Consider the following 16,951-nt stretch of genomic DNA (forward strand, 5'->3'; position numbering starts at 1 on the left):
GGGGCGGATCGATGCGCCCCCACCGCACGACGATGGTGAGCCCGCGGGCCGGTCCGGTTCCGAGCGGACCGGCCCGCGGGCAGCTCATGAGGCTGCCGGCTTGCTCAGCGCCGGACGGGGCCTACTCGCCCAGCGCGGCGCGCGCGTCGACGAAGGCGGCGACGGCGCGCTCGACGTCCTCGGTGGAGTGCGCGGCGGACAGCTGCACCCGAATCCGGGCCTGGCCGTGCGGGACGACCGGGAACGAGAAGCCGATCACGTACACGCCGCGCTCCAGCAGCAGTTCGGCGAGCCGGCCGGCCTTGGCCGCGTCGCCGATCATCACCGGGGCGATCGGGTGGTCGCCCGGCAGGATCTCGAAGCCGGCCTCGGTCATCCTGCTGCGGAACAGCGCCGTGTTGGCCGCCAGCCGCTCGCGCAGCTCGTTGGACTGCTCGACCAGGTCGAGCACCTTCAGCGAGGCCGCCGCGATCACCGGGGCGAGCGAGTTGGAGAACAGGTACGGGCGGGAGCGCTGGCGCAGCAGGGCGACGATCTCCCGGCGGGCGGCGACGTAGCCGCCGGAGGCGCCGCCGAGCGCCTTGCCGAGGGTGCCGGTGATGATGTCCACGCGGTCCATCACGCCGTGCAGTTCGGGGGTGCCGCGGCCGCCGGGGCCGACGAAGCCGACGGCGTGCGAGTCGTCGACCATGACCATGGCGTCGTAGCGGTCGGCCAGGTCGCAGATCTCGCGCAGCGGGGCGACGTAGCCGTCCATCGAGAACACGCCGTCGGTGACGATCAGGCGGCGGCGGGCGTCCTGGGTCTCCTTGAGCTGCTGCTCCAGGTCGGCGAGGTCGCGGTTGGCGTAGCGGTGGCGGCGGGCCTTGCTGAGCCGGATGCCGTCGATGATGCTCGCGTGGTTGAGCGCGTCGGAGATGACGGCGTCGCGGTCGTCGAGCAGGGTCTCGAAGACGCCGCCGTTGGCGTCGAAGCAGGAGGAGTACAGGATGGTGTCCTCCTGGCCCAGGAAGGCCGAGAGCCGGTCCTCCAGCGCCTTGTGGACGTCCTGGGTGCCGCAGATGAAGCGCACCGAGGCCATGCCGTAGCCCCAGCGGTCCAGCGCGTCCTTGGCGGCGGCGAGCACCTCGGGGTGGTCGGCCAGGCCCAGGTAGTTGTTGGCACAGAAGTTCAGCACCTCACCGGGGCGGCCGCCGCCGGTGACGGTGACCGCGGCGCTCTGCGGGGTGCCGATGACCCGCTCGGGCTTGAAGAGCCCGGCCTCGCGGATCTCGTCGAGGGTGGTGGCGATGTCGGCGCGCACGTTGTCGAACACTGCGGACTCCTAACGAGGACGAACGGGGGGCTCAGGCGGTCCAGTCGAGGATGATCTTGCCGCAGCGGCCGCTGGCGGCCTCGTCGAAGGCGGCCGCGAAGTCGTCGGCGGCGTACCGGCCGGTGATCACCGGGGCGAGGTCCAGCCCGCCCTCCAGCAGCACGGACATCGCGTACCAGGTCTCGAACATCTCGCGGCCGTAGATGCCCTTGATGGTGATCATCGAGGTGACGACCGAGGCCCAGTCGATCGGGAACTGCTCGGCGGGCAGGCCGAGCACGGCGATCTTCCCGCCGTGGGTCATGTTGGCGATCATCGACTGCATCGCCTCGGGGCGGCCGGACATCTCCAGGCCGACGTCGAAGCCCTCGCGCAGGCCGAGCTTCTGCTGGCCCTCCTCGATGGTGTGCTCGGCGACGTTCAGCGCCAGCGTGACGCCGACCTCCCGGGCCAGGTCGAGGCGGTACGGGGAGACGTCGGTGATCATCACGTTGCGGGCGCCGGCGTGCTTGGCGACGGCGGCGGCCATGATGCCGATCGGGCCCGCGCCGGTGATCAGCACGTCCTCGCCGACCAGCGGGAAGGAGAGCGCGGTGTGGACGGCGTTGCCGAACGGGTCGAAGATCGCGGCCACGTCCAGGTCGACCGGCACCCGGTGCACCCAGACGTTGGAGGCGGGCAGGGCCACGTACTCGGCGAAGGCGCCGTCCCGGCCGACGCCGAGGCCGACCGTGTTGCGGCACAGGTGGCGGCGGCCGGCCTGGCAGTTGCGGCACTTGCCGCAGACCAGGTGGCCCTCGCCGCTGACCAGGTCGCCGACCGCGATGTCCGCGACGCCGGCGCCGATCTCGGCGACCTCGCCGACGAACTCGTGGCCGAGCACCAGCGGGGTCGTGATGGTCTGCTGGGCCCAGCCGTCCCAGTTGCGGATGTGCAGGTCGGTGCCGCAGATGCCGGTCCGCAGCACCTTGATCAGCACCTCGCCGGGGCCGATCTCCGGCTTCGGGACGTCCACCAGCCAGAGCCCGGGCTCGGCCTTCTGCTTGACGAGTGCCTTCACGGGCGTCGGCTCCTGACGTGCGAGTGGGGCGGCCTTCGCGGGTGGGCAGGCCGAGTGGCCCCGGTGTGGCCGTTCCTGGCGGACGCGATCCGGGCAGGCAGAAATCTGCCTGGTGAGGGTGGGTTCGGTCCATCGAGGAATTCTTAAGGGCGGCCACAGCTGGGCTAAACGATCGTGCCCGAGCTGGGGCCGGGGGCGGGTGCGGCATGCCGGTGCTCACCCGTCCGGCCGAGCGCGAGCCCGCTTCCGCGACACCAACCCACCAGTGGGCAGCGGTCCTTGACAGCACGGGAGGCGATGTGCGCCAGCCGGCTGGGGCAGTCGGCTGACCGCCGGTCCGTTCGGGTCAGCCCCGCGGCGGCCGACGAGCGGGGCCGCACCGGCGGTGCTTACGGTGGCGGCGCTCCCCCGTCGGCCTCGTGGAGCAGCGCTCCGGGGCCGTCCGCCGCAGAGAGGCGCCTCGACCTATGACCACGCTCCGACGGCCGCATCCGGCCGCGTCCCGTTCCACCCGCCGAGCGGCCTGCGCCGCCCTGGCACTGACCGGCCTGCTCGCGACCGCGGCCTGCTCCGGCGGGTCGCCGCCGAAGCAGGCCGGCGGCGCGGCCCTCACCGCCGAGCCGGCCGCGCTCAGCCCGTCCGCGCCGGGCTCCAGCGCCGGTTCGGGCGCCGCGAGCGGCTCGGCGAGCGGCTCGGCCGGCGCGGTGGTGCCGCTGACCCCCGACGTCGCCAACCAGCTGGACACCGCGATCAAGCAGGTACTGACCCAGACCTCCACCCCCGGCGTGATCGTCGGGATCACCACCCCCGACGGCAGCTACCAGCGGGCCTTCGGCCAGGCCGACAAGTCCGCCGGCACCCCGATGTCGCCCGACCTGAACATGCGGATCGGCAGCGTGACCAAGACCTTCACGGCGACCGGCGTGCTGCGGCTGGTCGACCAGGGCAAGGTGGGCCTGGACGACCCGGTCTCCAAGTACGTGGACGGCGTGCCCGGCGGCGACAAGATCACCATCCGCCAGCTCGCCGGGATGCGCAGCGGCCTGTTCCCGTACACCTCCGACCCGGACTTCGTGAACGCGCTGATCAGCGACCCGAACCGGGTCTTCACGCCCGACGAACTGCTCGCCTACGGGTACAAGCACCCGGCGAACTTCCCGCCGGGCAGCAAGTTCCAGTACAGCAACAGCAACTACATCCTGCTCGGCAAGGTCATCGAGAAGGCCGGCGGGGAGCCCGTGGGCCAGTTCCTCAAGGACCAGGTGTTCAGCCAGGCCGGACTGAACGGGACGGTCTTCCCGACCGACGAGACCTTCCCCGACCCGCACGCCCGCGGTTACACCGACCAGACGCCCAACGGCCAGACCACGGACGCCACCGACTGGAACCCGTCCTGGGCCTGGTCGGCCGGGGCGGTCATCTCCAACCTCACCGACCTGCAGAACTGGTCGAAGTCCCTGGCCACCGGCTCCCTGCTGAAGCAGGACACCCAGTCCCAGCAGTTGAAGACCCAGCCGACCGGGGACCCCGGCGTCGGCTACGGCCTCGGGCTGTTCAACAACAACGGGTGGATCGGGCACAACGGCTCGCTGCCCGGTTACGAGACCGTGGCGGTGTACCTGCCGCAGTCCCAGGCCACCCTGGTGGTGCTGCTCAACACCGATGTGCCGTACCGGGGTTCGGAGCCGTCCTCGCTGTTCGCGAAGGCGATCACGCAGATCGTCTCGCCGAAGAACGTCTACTCGATCCCGCCGGTGAACACCGCCTCGCCGTCGGCCACGTCCTCGGGGTCCGCGTCGCCGTCACCCTCGCTCTCGCCCTCGGGGCCGGGGTCGGGATCGGGGTCGGCCTCGTCCCCGGCCTCGCCCGGCGCCCCCGGGTCCCCCTCCGGCGCGCCGACCACGGTCAACGCCTGAGCTCCGGACCGCCCGAGCGCCCGAGCCGTCGGAACGCAACCCGTCGGAGGCCCGGCCCGGTGATCCGGGCCGGGCCTCCGACGCGCCGTCAACCGCCCAGTACACGCGCCAGATCGTAGGAGACGGGTTCCTCCAGCTGCGCGTAGGTGCAGCTCTCCGGCGTGCGGTCCGGCCGCCAGCGGCGGAACTGCGCGGTGTGCCGGAAGCGGGTGCCCTCCATGTGGTCGTAGGCGACCTCGACCACCCGCTCGGGGCGCAGCGCGACCCAGGAGAGGTCCTTGCCGCCGGTCCACCGGCTGACCGCACCCGGCAGCCGGCCCTCGGCGTGCGCCGCCTCGTCCGCCCAGCCGCCCCACGGGTGTCGGGAGAGGTCGGTCATCCGCAACGGGGCCAGTTCCTCGGCGAGTTCGCGGCGGCGGGCCATCGAGAACGCGGCGCAGACGCCGATGTGCTGGAGCCGGCCCTCGGCGTCGTTGATGCCCAGCAGCAGCGAGCCGACCACCGGGCCGCTCTTGTGCTCGCGGTAGCCGGCCACCACGCAGTCGGCGGTGCGCTCGTGCTTGATCTTGAACATGGTCCGCTCGCCCGGCCGGTACGGCTGGTCCAGCGGCTTGGCCACCACGCCGTCCAGCCCGGCGCCCTCGTACTCGGCGAACCAGGTCTGCGCCACGTCCCGGTCGGTGGAGGCGGGGGCGGTGAACACCGGGTCGCGGGCGGCGCCGAGCGCCGTCTCCAGGGCCGCGCGGCGCACCGACAGCGGCTCGTCCAGCAGCGGGGCGTCACCGAGCGCGAGCAGGTCGAAGGCGACGAAGGAGGCGGGCGTCCGCTCCGCCAGCAACCGCACCCGGCTCGCCGCCGGGTGGATGCGTTCCAGCAGTTCCTCGAACCGCAGCCGGCCGTCCCGGGCGATCACCACCTCGCCGTCCAGCACGCAGCGCGGCGGCAGCTCCCGCCGCAGCGCGGCGACCAGCTCGGGGAAGTACCTGGTCAGCGGTTTGCCGGTGCGGCTGCCGAGCTCCACCTCGTCGCCGTCGCGGAACACGATCGTCCGGAAGCCGTCCCACTTGGCCTCGTACTGCATCCCCGGCGGGATCTTCGCCACCGACTTGGCGAGCATCGGCGCCACCGGCGGCATCACGGGCAGGTCCATGGCTCCGATCCTCGCGCGCACGGCCGGAAGGCGCGCGACGAGAGGGCGCGCGACGAGAGGGCGCAGGGCGAAGAGGGCGCACCGTGGAAAGGGCGCACCGCGGAAAGGGCGCACGCCGAAAAGACGCGCGCGGGGCACGGCGCCCTTAGCGTGAGGTGCATGGGCTCAGCCGTGGAACTGGATGTCGCCGGGCGCAGCGTCCGGCTGTCGAACCCGGACAAGGTGTACTACCCCGAGCGCGGCTTCACCAAGCTGGACGTCGCGCAGTACTACCTGGCCGTCGCCGACGGGGTGCTGCGCGGACTGCACGACCGGCCCACCACCCTGCAGCGCTTCCCGGACGGCGTGGACGGCGAGTTCTTCTACCAGAAACGCGCCCCCAAGGGCCTGCCGGACTGGCTGCCCACCGCCCGGATCAACTTCCCCAGCGGCCGCTCCGCCGACGAGATCTGCCCCACCGAGCCGGCCGCCGTGCTGTGGGCCGCCAACCTGGGCTGCCTCACCTTCCACCCCTGGCCGGTCCGCCGCTCCGACACCGAGCACGTCGACGAGCTGCGCATCGACCTCGACCCGCAGCCCGGCACCGACTTCCACGACGCCGTCCGCGCCGCCCACGAACTGCGCGCCCTGCTGGAGGAGTACGGGCTGCGCGGCTGGCCCAAGTCCTCCGGCGGGCGGGGCCTGCACGTGTACGTCCCGCTGGTGCCCGAGTGGACCTTCACCGACGGCCGGCACGCGGTGATCGCCCTCGGCCGGGTGCTGGAACAGCGCATGCCCGGGCAGGTCACCACCGCCTGGTGGAAGGAGGAGCGCGGCGAGCGGATCTTCGTCGACTACAACCAGATGGCCCGCGACCGCACCATCGCCTCCGCCTACTCCCTGCGCGCCCGCCCCCGCGCCACCGCCTCGACCCCGCTGCGCTGGGAGGAGCTCGACGACGCCTCCCCCGAGGACTTCGACCTGCGCACCGTCCCCGCCCGCTTCGCCGAACTCGGCGACCTGAACGCCGAGATGGACGGCCGGGCGTATCGCCTGGACGGCCTGCTGGAGCTGTACGACAAGCAGTTGCGCGACGAGGGCCTCGGCGAGCTCCCGTACCCGCCCGACCACCCCAAGGCGGCCGGCGAGCCGACCAGGGTGCAGCCCAGCCGGGCCCGGAAACCCTAGGGCCGGACAGGACCTAAGCGCTCACACCCCCGTCATGGCCAGCACGAACCAGAAGACGCCGCCCAGCACCACCAGCGTGAACAGCACGGCGCCCCCGACCGCGCCGGAGAGCAGCAGCCCCCGGCCGACCCGCCCCGCACGCAGGCCGAAGCCGGTCAGCAGCACGCCCGCCACACCCGGTGCCAGGGCCAGCGCCAGCAGCGTCACCGTCCGTGCCACCTCGGCGTCCGACACCAGGTGACACTCGTCCCCCTCGCACACCGCCCAGACGTCCTCGCCGACCATCGCGCCCGCCCGCATCCGGGCGTGCTCGCGCGCCGGGCCGCCACCGTCCGGGCGGAACACGCCCCGGCAGTCCGAAGGACGCGGGCCGTCCTCGTTCGCCGGGATCAGACACCTCTCCGCGCGGAACATCCCGGGCGCCCCCACCAGCCCCGCCGCCTGCCCGAACTGCCGCACCGGCCCGCCCACCAGCCACCCGGACAGCAACACCAACAGCACCCCGGCCGCCACCGGCCCCCACCGCCGCACCGCCACCCCCATCGACCCACCCCCCGTCGGGGTGACGCCACCGACGGCCGGACGGTTGCACGGGCGGCCGGCCGGGCGGCCCTCCCGGCGCTGGTGTCAGCCGGCCCGGGCACCCTCCGGCGCCAGCTCGGCGATGATCCGGACCGCCTCCGCGAGCTGCGCGTCCGTCAGGTCCCCGCGCGCGGTGAGGCGCAGCCGGGACACCCCGTCCGGGACGGACGGCGGGCGGAAGCAGCCGACGGCGAGCCCGGCCCGCCGGCAGTCGGCGGCCCAGGCGACGGCGGCCTCCGCGCCCGGGGCGCGGACCGAGACGACGGCCGCGTCCGGCTCGCAGGCCCGGAGTCCGGCGGCGGTCAGCCGGGCCGCGAGGCCGCGGGCCACCTCGCGGGTGCGGTCGGCGCGGTGCGGCTCGGCGCGCAGCAGGCGCAGGGCGGCGTGGGCGGCGGCGACGGCGGCCGGGGCGAGGCCGGTGTCGAAGATGAAGGTGCGGGCGGTCTCGGTGAGGTGGCGGATCACCCGGCGCGGCCCGAGCACGGCGCCGCCCTGCGAGCCGAGCGACTTGGAGAGCGTGACGGTGGCGACGGTGTCCGGCTGCCCGGCGAGCCCGGCGGCCGCGAGCGCCCCGGCGCCGCCGGGGCCGAGGACGCCCAGCCCGTGCGCGTCGTCGACCAGCAGCGCGGCGCCGTGCGCCCGGGCGGCGGCGGACAGTCCGGCCAGCGGGGCGGCGTCGCCGTCCACCGAGAACACCGAGTCGCTGACCACCAGCGCCCGCCGCTGCGTCCGGCGCTCCAGCGCCTCCCGGACGGCCTGCGGGTCGCTGTGCGGGGCCCGGTGGACGTCCGCGCGGGCGAGCCGGCAGCCGTCGATCAGCGAGGCGTGGTTGTAGGCGTCCGACACGATCAGCGTGTCCGGGTCGGTGAGCGCGGTCAGCGCGGCCAGGTTGGCGGTGTAGCCGGAGGAGAACACCAGCGCCGCTTCCACCCCGCAGAACGCGGCGAGCTCCTCCTCCAGTTCGGTGTGCAGCGCGGTCGTCCCGGTCACCAGCCGCGACCCGGTCGACCCCCCGCCCCAGCGCAGCGCCGCCTCGGCGGCCGCCTGCGTCACCGCCGGGTGCCTGGTCAGCCCCAGGTAGTCGTTCCCGGCCAGGTCGAGCACCGGGTCCTGCGCCGCGCGGCTGCGCAGCCGGCGCGTCAGCCCGGCCTCGGCCCGCAGCTCGGCGGCCTCGTCGAGCCAGTCGAAGACGGCCGCCGGGGCGAGGTCGGTGGTGTGCGTTGCGGACGCGAGCGGTTGGACCATGCCCGGCACTCTGGCACGGCGCCGCCGCCGCGATCAATGTGCGGCCGCGCACAGCTTCGCGGCCGCCGGTGCAGCGATCCGGACAGTCCCGGGGCGGGTGCCGGCGGAGGGCGGGCTTTGCCCGGGGTGGCGGCGAGCAGGCAAGATAGCCGGGTGACCCTCCTTGATCTGATGCCGAAGCCCGCCACGCCCGATGCGCTGTACGAGACCTTCGCCGCGTGGGCGGAGGAGCGCGGGATCACGCTGTACCCGGCGCAGGAGGAGGCGCTGATCGAGCTGGTGTCGGGGAACAACGTCATCCTGGCGACGCCGACCGGGTCGGGAAAGAGCCTGGTGGCGGCCGGGGCGCACTTCGCGGCGCTGGCGGAGGGGAAGCGGACGTTCTACACGGCGCCGATCAAGGCGCTGGTGTCGGAGAAGTTCTTCGACCTGGTCAAGATGTTCGGCACCGAGCAGGTCGGCATGATGACCGGCGACGCGAGCGTGAACCCGACCGCGCCGATCATCTGCTGCACGGCCGAGGTGCTGGCGCAGATCGCGCTGCGCGACGGGCTCCGGGCGGACGTCGGCCAGGTGGTCATGGACGAGTTCCACTTCTACGCGGAGCCGGACCGCGGCTGGGCCTGGCAGATCCCGCTGCTGGAGCTGCCGCAGGCGCAGTTCCTGCTGATGTCGGCGACGCTCGGCGACGTGCGCCGCTTCGAGGAGGACCTGACCCGCCGGACGGGCCGCCCGACGACGGTGGTGCGCAACACGACCCGCCCGGTGCCGCTGTTCTACGAGTACCGCCGCACCACGATGCACGACACCCTGGAGGAGCTGCTGCAGACCGGCCAGGCGCCGGTCTACGTGGTGCACTTCACGCAGAAGGAGGCGGTGGACCGGGCGCAGTCGCTGATGAGCATCAACATGTGCTCGAAGGCGGAGAAGGACGCCATCGCCGACCTGATCGGCGGTTTCCGCTTCACCACCAAGTTCGGCCGCAACCTGTCCCGTTTCGTGCGCCACGGCATCGGCGTGCACCACGCGGGCATGCTGCCGAAGTACCGTCGGCTGGTCGAACGCCTGGCCCAGGCAGGCCTGTTGAAGGTGATCTGCGGGACGGACACGCTGGGCGTCGGGGTGAACGTGCCGATCCGTACGGTGCTGTTCACGGCGCTGTCCAAGTACGACGGCAACCGGGTGCGGATCCTGCGCGCCCGGGAGTTCCACCAGATCGCCGGGCGGGCCGGGCGGGCCGGGTTCGACACCGTCGGACAGGTGGTGGCGCAGGCCCCCGAGCACGTGATCGAGAACGACAAGGCGATCGCCAAGGCCGGGGACGACCCGAAGAAGAAGCGCAAGGTGGTGCGCAAGAAGGCGCCGGAGGGCTTCGTCGGCTGGACCGAGGAGACCTTCGACAAGCTGATCGGCGCCGACCCGGAGCCGCTGGTCTCCCGCTTCAAGGTGAGCCACGCGATGCTGCTGTCGGTGATCGGCCGCCCCGGCAACGCCTTCGAGGCGATGCGCAAGCTCCTCACCGACAACCACGAGGACCGCGCGGCGCAGCGCCGGCACATCCGCACCGCGATCGCGATCTACCGCTCCCTGCTGCAGGGCGGCGTGGTCGAGCGGCTGCCGGAGCCGGACGCCGAGGGCCGGATCGTGCGCCTCACCCTCGACCTCCAGGAGAACTTCGCGCTCAACCAGCCGCTCTCCACCTTCGCCCTGGCCTCCTTCGAGCTCCTCGACCCGACCTCGCCCTCGTACGCGCTGGACGTGATCTCGGTGGTCGAGGCGACCCTCGACGACCCGCGCCAGATCCTCGCCGCGCAGCAGAACAAGGCGCGCGGCGAGGCCGTCGGCGAGATGAAGCGCGACGGGATCGAGTACGAGGAGCGGATGGAGCGGCTCCAGGAGATCACCTACCCGAAGCCGCTGGAGGAGCTGCTCACCCACGCGTACGAGGTGTACCGCCGGGCGCACCCGTGGATCGGCGACCACGAGCTGAGGCCGAAGTCGGTGGTCCGCGACCTGTACGAGCGGGCGATGACCTTCTCGGACTACGTCGGCTTCTACGAGCTGGCGCGCACCGAGGGCATCGTGCTGCGCTACCTGGCGAGCGCGTACAAGGCGCTGGAGCAGACCGTCCCCGAGGACGTGAAGACCGACGACCTGAAGGACGTCATCGCCTGGCTCGGCGAGCTGGTCCGCCAGGTCGACTCCAGCCTGCTGGACGAGTGGGAGCAGCTGGCCAACCCGACGGATCCGCAGGCCCCCGAGGTGACGCTGGACGACAAGCCGGCGCCGGTGACGGCGAACGCGCGGGCGTTCCGGGTGCTGGTGCGCAACGAGCTGTTCCGCCGGGTCGAGCTGTGCGCCCTGGAGCACTACGAGGAGCTCGCCGAGCTGGACGGCTCGTACGGCTGGGACGCGGACCGCTGGGCGGACGCCATGGACGGGTACTGGGAGGAGTACGACGACCTCGGCACCGGCCCGAACGCGCGCGGCCCCAAGATGCTGATCATCGAGGAGGAGGACTCCGCCTGGAAGGTCCGGCAGATCTTCGACGACCCGGAGGGCGACCACGACTGGGGCATCAGCGCCGAGGTCGACCTGTACGGCTCGGACGAGGAGGGCCGGGCGGTGCTGCGGGTCACCGCGGTGGACCGGCTGGGCGGCTGACGGACCGTCGGCCCCGGCTTTCGGAGTCGCCGGCCCCCCGGAGCGGGGGGCCGGCGCGGCGTCACATCCAGACGAACGGCGCGCCCGCCGCGTAGGAGAGCGCGCGGGTCGCCTCCTCCAGGGTCTGCTCGGTGGTGAGCGCCGGGCCCGACGGCGTCGTGGCCGGGGTGGACGCGGTGCCGGGGCCGGGCGTGCGGCCATCGCTGAGCCGGGAGCTCACCACCGTCACGTAGTGCCCGACCGCCTCGACCCGCGGCTCCGCCGACTTGGGCCCGCCGGCGGACGGCGCGGGGGCGGCGTTGGTGTCCGGGAGGATGAAGACGAGCGCGCCGGGCTTGCCGCGCAGGGTGTCGGCGGCCCGGGTGGCGGCGGCCTGGTCGCCGAAGCGCAGGACGGTGACACTGCTGAGCACCGGGCGGTCCTGACCGGTGAAGTTGACGGTCAGGTAGGCCTGGCAGCCGGTGTCCTTGAGCAGTTCCTGGGTGCGGTCCTGCAGCACCTCGGTGCAGTTGCCGCCCTGCCGGATGCCGTTGCGCCGGGCCTTGTAGGCGCCGACCTCGACCGGACGCTGAGGCGGGAAGAAGGTGTCCGCGTTGAGCCCCTCGGGGTCGGTGCGCGGCGGCGGGGCCCCCACCACCGGCGGCGTCCTGGCCGCGTCCTTGGTGGACGGGCCGAGCCCGGGTATGTAGTCGCCGGGCATCGGGCGGGTGATGATCCATCCGCCGGCGGCCACCACTCCCACCACGACGACCCAGCCCACCGCCCGGCGGGCCGTCAACCGCCTGCCCCTGCCGCCGCCCCGACCACCGATCAGGTCCGTGCCCGCGCCGGCGGGGGCCCCGCCGGTCCGCCGCACTGCCTGGCCGTTCTGGCCCTCTCCCGGAGTCGGGGTGCGCTCCCCCTGCGTGGTCATGGCGCAGATTCTAAGCAACCGTCGGGTGGCGTGGATCACTGGGTGGGCGGTTGCCGGTCACCGCCGAGCGCGGGTGTCCGCGACCGTCCGGCGCGCGCACCGGCGACCGCCCCGCGCCGGCCTCCCCGGCCCTTCGCCGCGACCACCGCCTACCGGCCGGTAACCTCCGATTCGCACCGGCGTCAAGCTCGTGACCAGCGGCGACACCGTGAGCTTCGACACTGTGGCAAGTGGCACATCCTTCCGCCGATCTTCTGGCGGGTTCCCTCTGGCGCCGTTCGAGCGCCACCAGGCAGGATCGGCCCCATGGATCTGCTCGATACCCTCACCGCCAAGGGCCTGCGCGGCGAAGTCCCGACCCGCGAGGAGGCGCTGGCCGTCCTCGCCACCACCGACGACGAGCTGCTGGACGTCGTCGCCGCGGCCGGCAAGGTCCGCCGGAGGTGGTTCGGCCGACGCGTGAAGCTCAACTACCTGGTGAACCTCAAGAGCGGGCTCTGCCCGGAGGACTGCAACTACTGCTCGCAGCGGCTGGGCTCCAAGGCCGAGATCCTCAAGTACACCTGGCTCAAGCCCGACCAGGCCGCCGAGGCGGCCCGCGCCGGAGTCGCCGGCGGCGCCAAGCGCGTGTGCCTGGTCGCCAGCGGCCGCGGCCCCACGGACCGCGACATCGACCGGGTCACCGACACCATGGCCGCCATCAAGGACGCCGACCCCGAGGTCGAGATCTGCGTCTGCCTCGGCCTGCTCTCCGACAACCAGGCGGAGCGGCTGAAGGCGGCCGGCGCCGACGCCTACAACCACAACCTCAACACCTCCGAGAAGACCTACGGCGACATCACCACCACCCACACCTACGCGGACCGGGTGGACACCGTGCGGAAGGCGCACGGCGCGGGCCTGTCCGCCTGCTCCGGCCTGATCGCCGGCATGGGCGAGAGCGACGAGGACCTGGTCGACGTGGTGTTCGCGCTGCGCGAGCTGGGCTCGGACTCCGTCCCGGTCAACTTCCTGATCCCGTTCGAGGGCACCCCGCTCGCCAAGGAGTGGAACCTCAGCCCGCAGCGCTGCCTGCGCATCCTGGCGATGGTCCGCTTCGTCAACCCGGACACCGAGGTGCGGATCGCCGGCGGCCGCGAGGTGCACCTGCGCTCGATGCAGCCGCTCGGCCTGCACCTCGCCAACTCGATCTTCCTCGGCGACTACCTGACCAGCGAGGGCCAGGCCGGGCAGACCGACCTCGACATGATCAAGGACGCCGGGTTCGAGGTCGAGGGCGCCGACGAGGCCACCCTGCCCCGCCACCGCGCGGACGTCGCGGCGGCCTCCTCCTGCGGCACCGCGGCCTCGGCCTGCGGCAGCGGCGGCGGCTGCGGCCCGTGCGGCGGGCACGCGCACGCCCCGGCCTCGGCCTCGGAGGACACCCCTGCGTCGGCCGCCGACGCCGACGAAGCCTCGGACGGGGAGCTGCGCAGCGACCTCGTCAAGGTCCGGCTGCGCGGTGCCGGCACCGAACTCGCGCCCAATGCCTGATAGTTCTGGAGACTGACGCATCATGCCCCAGCTGTCCGCGGACACGCTGCTCGCCCTCGACCGCGCCCACGTCTGGCACCCGTACGGGCCGATGCCCGGCACCGCCACCCCGTACGTGGTCGAATCCGCCTCCGGGGTCCGGCTGCGCCTCGCCGAGCCCGTCGCGGGCGGGCGGCGCGAACTCGTCGACGGGATGTCGTCCTGGTGGGCGGCCATCCACGGCTACCGGCACCCGGTGCTGGACGAGGCCGTGCGCGAGCAGCTGGGGCGGATGAGCCACGTCATGTTCGGCGGGCTCACCCACGAGCCCGCCGTCCGGCTGGCGGCGACGCTGGTCGAGATCACGCCCGAACCGCTGCAGCACGTCTTCCTCGCCGACTCGGGCTCGGTGGCCGTCGAGGTCGCGATGAAGATGTGTCTCCAGTACTGGCAGTCCACCGGCCGCCCGGCCAAGCGCCGGCTGCTGACCTGGCGCGGCGGGTACCACGGCGACACCTTCCACCCGATGTCCGTCTGCGATCCGGACGGCGGCATGCACCACCTGTGGGGCGGGGTGCTGCCCGGGCAGCTGTTCGCCCCGCAGCCGCCGGCCGGGTTCGACGCCCCCCTCGACGCCGGGTACGCGGCCGAGTTCGAGGAGCTGATGGCCCGGCACGCCGACGAGCTGGCCGCCGTCATCGTCGAACCGGTGGTGCAGGGCGCCGGCGGGATGCGGTTCCACTCCCCCGCCTACCTGCGGATGCTGCGCGAACTCTGCGACCGGTACGGGGTGCTGCTCGTCTTCGACGAGATCGCCACCGGATTCGGCCGCAGCGGCGCGCTGTTCGCCGCCGACCACGCGGGCGTCTCGCCGGACGTGATGTGCCTGGGCAAGGCGCTCACCGGCGGCTACCTGACCCTCGCCGCCGCGCTGTGCACCGGCGAGATCGCCGACGGCATCAGCCGCGGCGAGATGCCGGTGCTCGCGCACGGGCCGACCTTCATGGGCAACCCGCTGGCCTGCGCGGCCGCCAACGCCTCGCTGGAACTGCTGCTGGGCCAGGACTGGGCGGTCGGGGTCAAGCGCATCGAGGCGGGGCTGCGGGACGGCCTCGCGGCGGCCGCCGAGGTGCCCGGCGTGCACGACGTCCGGGTCCAGGGCGCCATCGGCGTCGTCCAGTTGGACCACCCGGTGAACGTCCCCGCGGCCACCGAGGCGGCCGCCCGGGCCGGCGTCTGGCTGCGGCCCTTCCGGGACCTGATCTACACCATGCCCCCCTACGTGACGGAGGACGAGGACGTGGCACGCATCGCCGCCGCCGTGACCGCTGCGGCGGTGGCCGGATGAGCGCGCGGATCCTGTTCGTGACGGGCACCAACACCGAGGTCGGCAAGACCGTCGCCACGGCGGCGGTCGCCTCGGCCGCGCTGCGGGCCGGCCTGCAGGTTGCGGTGCTCAAGCCCGGACAGACCGGGATCGCCCCCGGCGAGCCCGGTGACGCCGACGAAGTCCGGCACCTGGCAGGCGATCTGACGATCCGTGAACTCGTCCGCTACCCGGAGCCGCTGGCGCCCGACACCGCCGCCCGGCGGGCCGGGATGCCCTTCCTCTCCCCCGCCGAGGTGGCCGCCGCCGTCGCCGAACTGGCCGCCACGCACGACCTGGTGCTGGTCGAGGGCGCGGGCGGGCTGCTCGTCCGCTACGACGACGAGGGCCGCACCCTGGCCGACCAGGCCCGGGCCGTCCTGGACGCCGGGCTGCCGGCCGAGGTCCTGCTCGTCGCATCCGCCGGGCTGGGCACGCTGAACATCGTCGCGCTCTCGGCGGAGGCCCTGGCTTCGCGTCAACTCCCCCTCACGGGCGTGATCGTCGGCTCCTGGCCCTCCTCCCCCGGGCTCGCCGAACGGTGCAACCTCGCCGACCTGCCGCGCTCCGCCGGCGCCCCGCTGCTCGGCGCCCTGCCGGAACGCGCCGCAGCCGCCACGGACTTCGCCGACCTCGCGCTCGCCTCGCTGGCCCCGGAGCTGGGCGGCAGCTGGGACGCGAAGCACTTCGCGCACACCCATCGGCCCGAATAGGCCCGGCTTCGCTCGAAGGTGTGATTCCGGCGCCCGAACCCTGGGTTCGGACGCTACGGGCTCAATACGGTTCCTCCCATGACAGACGGGATGACGGTAGACGAGTCTCTTCGGGCCCTGGCCGCCCTGGAGGCTGCGTGGAAGGACGACGACGAGGCGCTGTCCGCCCTCGCCATGGGCGGCGCGGACGAGCGGTCGCTCCCGGCGCTGGTCGCCGCGTACGGCGAGCACGCGATGGACACCCTGATGGCCCTGGCCTTCGGCCTGCGGTCCACCATGAGCGACGAGGAGATCGCCGAACTCTCCGACGCGGTGAGCTCCAACATCGGCGCCCGGATGAGCGCCCTGCTCACCCAGGCCCTGAAGACCTGGGGCGCCCTCGCGCCCCCGGACGACCTGGCGGTGACCAAGGCCATCGCCCGCGCGGTGATCGACTCCATGCGGGCCGTGACCGAGGACCCTAGCCAGACCGAAGTCCTCCCCCTGCTGGCCACCTTCCGCACCTACGCCCTCAACGGCGCCTGACACCGGAACCTCGGCGCGGGCTTCGAGACCTCTCGAAGCCCGCGCCGTCATGTCTGCACCCTCATCCAGCCTGCGGCGAGCGCGAATCCACCCGTCGAGGAGGCGAAGAGGACAAGGACGAACACCAATGCACTCGCCGCGGTGGGAACACGCTCAGGAATCGCGAGGAAAACCACACCCGCGAGCGCGAAACTCCCGATGGCGATGGCACCGGAGGCGATTACGGTCGCATTCCCCTGCGGAGGACGACGACCAGCCGCTCGATGACGTCCGGCCGGGCGGCTCCGAGGTCGATCAGGATGACTCCGGTGGCTTTGGCCGAGCGCCCAGTCGATGCCGAGGGAGGGCAGTTTGACCTCGGCGGCGTGCAGGACGGCCTGGAGGTCGTCGAGAATGTCGGCCGCGGCGCGACGGTCCTCGACCGTGACCTTGTCGATCATGCTGCTCATGGGGCATCGCACTCTTCGCTGTTCGTGATCCAACGCGCTTCGGTGTCCCACTCCACGCCACCGCCGAGGGGCCGGAGGAAGGCCAGCCCGTGCTGCCACCCCATGAAGACGGCCCAGCGCCCGGAGCGGACGTCGTAGACCCGCTCGCCGACAACGGTCGGCCGGAAGGGCTGGGACGGCGGCGCCACCCGCCGCACGGGCGGCGCCGCCGGGGCGATGGCGCCACTGCCCATCCGCGCCTCGGGAACGGAATCGCCGCACTGCGGGCACCGGCAGGGCGGAAAGTTCCGCCGCAGGATGATGCTTTCGCCAGATTGAACGTTCGTCATATCCACGGAATAACTCCTCTCTGTTGCTAACTCCTCACCAAGAGT

Annotated in this window: 15 protein-coding genes; 7 read left to right on the top strand and 8 right to left on the bottom strand. The window is 73.0% G+C overall.

Annotation, left to right across the window (positions count from 1 at the left end):
- Positions 1-121: 121 nt before the first annotated feature.
- On the bottom strand, positions 122-1,315 hold the full coding sequence (locus tag ABT015_RS24025; RefSeq protein WP_350882332.1) for a glycine C-acetyltransferase: 1,194 nt from the start codon (positions 1,313-1,315) through the stop codon (positions 122-124).
- A 31-nt stretch (positions 1,316-1,346) separates the two neighbouring features.
- Positions 1,347-2,375, bottom strand: a complete 1,029-nt coding sequence (tdh, locus tag ABT015_RS24030; RefSeq protein ID WP_350882334.1) for an L-threonine 3-dehydrogenase — start codon at positions 2,373-2,375, stop codon at positions 1,347-1,349.
- Positions 2,376-2,842: 467 nt separating this feature from the next.
- Between tdh and ABT015_RS24035 the strand changes: the two genes are divergently transcribed.
- The gene (locus ABT015_RS24035; protein ID WP_350882336.1) at positions 2,843-4,291 is read left to right on the top strand and encodes a serine hydrolase domain-containing protein; all 1,449 of its coding nucleotides are present in this window, start codon (positions 2,843-2,845) and stop codon (positions 4,289-4,291) included.
- 88 nt (positions 4,292-4,379) lie between these two features.
- On the opposite strand, the gene ABT015_RS24040 is transcribed toward ABT015_RS24035, so the two are convergent.
- On the bottom strand, positions 4,380-5,441 hold the full coding sequence (locus tag ABT015_RS24040) for an ATP-dependent DNA ligase (RefSeq protein ID WP_350882338.1): 1,062 nt from the start codon (positions 5,439-5,441) through the stop codon (positions 4,380-4,382).
- 159 nt (positions 5,442-5,600) lie between these two features.
- On the opposite strand from ABT015_RS24040, the gene ligD reads away from it, so the two are divergent.
- Positions 5,601-6,608: a non-homologous end-joining DNA ligase gene (ligD, locus tag ABT015_RS24045; protein ID WP_350882340.1), complete on the top strand. Its 1,008-nt coding sequence runs from the start codon at positions 5,601-5,603 to the stop codon at positions 6,606-6,608.
- A 21-nt stretch (positions 6,609-6,629) separates the two neighbouring features.
- Here the strand turns inward: ligD and ABT015_RS24050 are convergent, their stop codons facing one another.
- On the bottom strand, positions 6,630-7,151 hold the full coding sequence (locus tag ABT015_RS24050; RefSeq protein WP_350882343.1) for a hypothetical protein: 522 nt from the start codon (positions 7,149-7,151) through the stop codon (positions 6,630-6,632).
- 84 nt (positions 7,152-7,235) lie between these two features.
- On the bottom strand, positions 7,236-8,435 hold the full coding sequence (locus ABT015_RS24055) for an 8-amino-7-oxononanoate synthase (protein ID WP_350882345.1): 1,200 nt from the start codon (positions 8,433-8,435) through the stop codon (positions 7,236-7,238).
- Positions 8,436-8,606: 171 nt separating this feature from the next.
- Between ABT015_RS24055 and ABT015_RS24060 the strand changes: the two genes are divergently transcribed.
- Complete coding sequence (locus ABT015_RS24060) at positions 8,607-11,099, top strand: DEAD/DEAH box helicase (RefSeq protein WP_371522554.1); 2,493 nt, start codon at positions 8,607-8,609, stop codon at positions 11,097-11,099.
- 61 nt (positions 11,100-11,160) lie between these two features.
- On the opposite strand, the gene ABT015_RS24065 is transcribed toward ABT015_RS24060, so the two are convergent.
- Entirely contained in the window at positions 11,161-12,012 is an 852-nt protein-coding gene (locus ABT015_RS24065) for a hypothetical protein (RefSeq protein WP_350882349.1), read from the bottom strand.
- Between the two features lie 306 nt (positions 12,013-12,318).
- Between ABT015_RS24065 and bioB the strand changes: the two genes are divergently transcribed.
- The 4 genes from bioB (at position 12,319) to ABT015_RS24085 (ending at position 16,128) form a co-directional block, all read left to right on the top strand.
- A complete protein-coding gene (gene bioB, locus ABT015_RS24070; RefSeq protein WP_350882351.1) occupies positions 12,319-13,545 on the top strand; it encodes a biotin synthase BioB in 1,227 nt (408 codons plus the stop codon).
- A gap of 22 nt (positions 13,546-13,567) precedes the next feature.
- Positions 13,568-14,872 (top strand): adenosylmethionine--8-amino-7-oxononanoate transaminase, encoded by a 1,305-nt coding sequence (locus tag ABT015_RS24075; protein ID WP_350882354.1) that lies wholly within the window; start codon positions 13,568-13,570, stop codon positions 14,870-14,872.
- Positions 14,869-15,603 (top strand): dethiobiotin synthase, encoded by a 735-nt coding sequence (bioD, locus tag ABT015_RS24080; protein WP_350882356.1) that lies wholly within the window; start codon positions 14,869-14,871, stop codon positions 15,601-15,603. The genes ABT015_RS24075 and bioD overlap by 4 nt, the downstream gene beginning before the upstream one ends.
- Positions 15,604-15,681: 78 nt before the next feature.
- On the top strand, positions 15,682-16,128 hold the full coding sequence (locus tag ABT015_RS24085) for a hypothetical protein (RefSeq protein WP_350882358.1): 447 nt from the start codon (positions 15,682-15,684) through the stop codon (positions 16,126-16,128).
- A gap of 47 nt (positions 16,129-16,175) precedes the next feature.
- On the opposite strand, the gene ABT015_RS24090 is transcribed toward ABT015_RS24085, so the two are convergent.
- Together ABT015_RS24090 and ABT015_RS24095 are read right to left on the bottom strand one after the other, a co-directional pair.
- Positions 16,176-16,577: a hypothetical protein gene (locus ABT015_RS24090; RefSeq protein ID WP_350882360.1), complete on the bottom strand. Its 402-nt coding sequence runs from the start codon at positions 16,575-16,577 to the stop codon at positions 16,176-16,178.
- Positions 16,574-16,912, bottom strand: a complete 339-nt coding sequence (locus ABT015_RS24095; protein WP_350882362.1) for a hypothetical protein — start codon at positions 16,910-16,912, stop codon at positions 16,574-16,576. Before ABT015_RS24095 ends, ABT015_RS24090 begins: the two co-directional genes overlap by 4 nt.
- Positions 16,913-16,951 lie beyond the last annotated feature (39 nt).

This window comes from Kitasatospora sp. NPDC094016 (assembly GCF_040304045.1).
Classification (GTDB): Bacteria; Actinomycetota; Actinomycetes; order Streptomycetales; family Streptomycetaceae; genus Kitasatospora.

Coding starts and splice junctions, on each gene's coding strand:
- ligD (WP_350882340.1), top strand. CDS start 5,601: ATGGGCTCAGCCGTGGAACTGGATGTCGCCGGGCGCAGCGTCCGGCTG.
- ABT015_RS24065 (WP_350882349.1), bottom strand. CDS start 12,012: ATGACCACGCAGGGGGAGCGCACCCCGACTCCGGGAGAGGGCCAGAAC.
- ABT015_RS24050 (WP_350882343.1), bottom strand. CDS start 7,151: ATGGGGGTGGCGGTGCGGCGGTGGGGGCCGGTGGCGGCCGGGGTGCTG.
- bioB (WP_350882351.1), top strand. CDS start 12,319: ATGGATCTGCTCGATACCCTCACCGCCAAGGGCCTGCGCGGCGAAGTC.
- ABT015_RS24090 (WP_350882360.1), bottom strand. CDS start 16,577: ATGAGCAGCATGATCGACAAGGTCACGGTCGAGGACCGTCGCGCCGCG.
- ABT015_RS24060 (WP_371522554.1), top strand. CDS start 8,607: ATGCCGAAGCCCGCCACGCCCGATGCGCTGTACGAGACCTTCGCCGCG.
- ABT015_RS24055 (WP_350882345.1), bottom strand. CDS start 8,435: ATGGTCCAACCGCTCGCGTCCGCAACGCACACCACCGACCTCGCCCCG.
- ABT015_RS24035 (WP_350882336.1), top strand. CDS start 2,843: ATGACCACGCTCCGACGGCCGCATCCGGCCGCGTCCCGTTCCACCCGC.
- bioD (WP_350882356.1), top strand. CDS start 14,869: ATGAGCGCGCGGATCCTGTTCGTGACGGGCACCAACACCGAGGTCGGC.
- ABT015_RS24075 (WP_350882354.1), top strand. CDS start 13,568: ATGCCCCAGCTGTCCGCGGACACGCTGCTCGCCCTCGACCGCGCCCAC.
- ABT015_RS24040 (WP_350882338.1), bottom strand. CDS start 5,441: ATGGACCTGCCCGTGATGCCGCCGGTGGCGCCGATGCTCGCCAAGTCG.
- ABT015_RS24085 (WP_350882358.1), top strand. CDS start 15,682: ATGACAGACGGGATGACGGTAGACGAGTCTCTTCGGGCCCTGGCCGCC.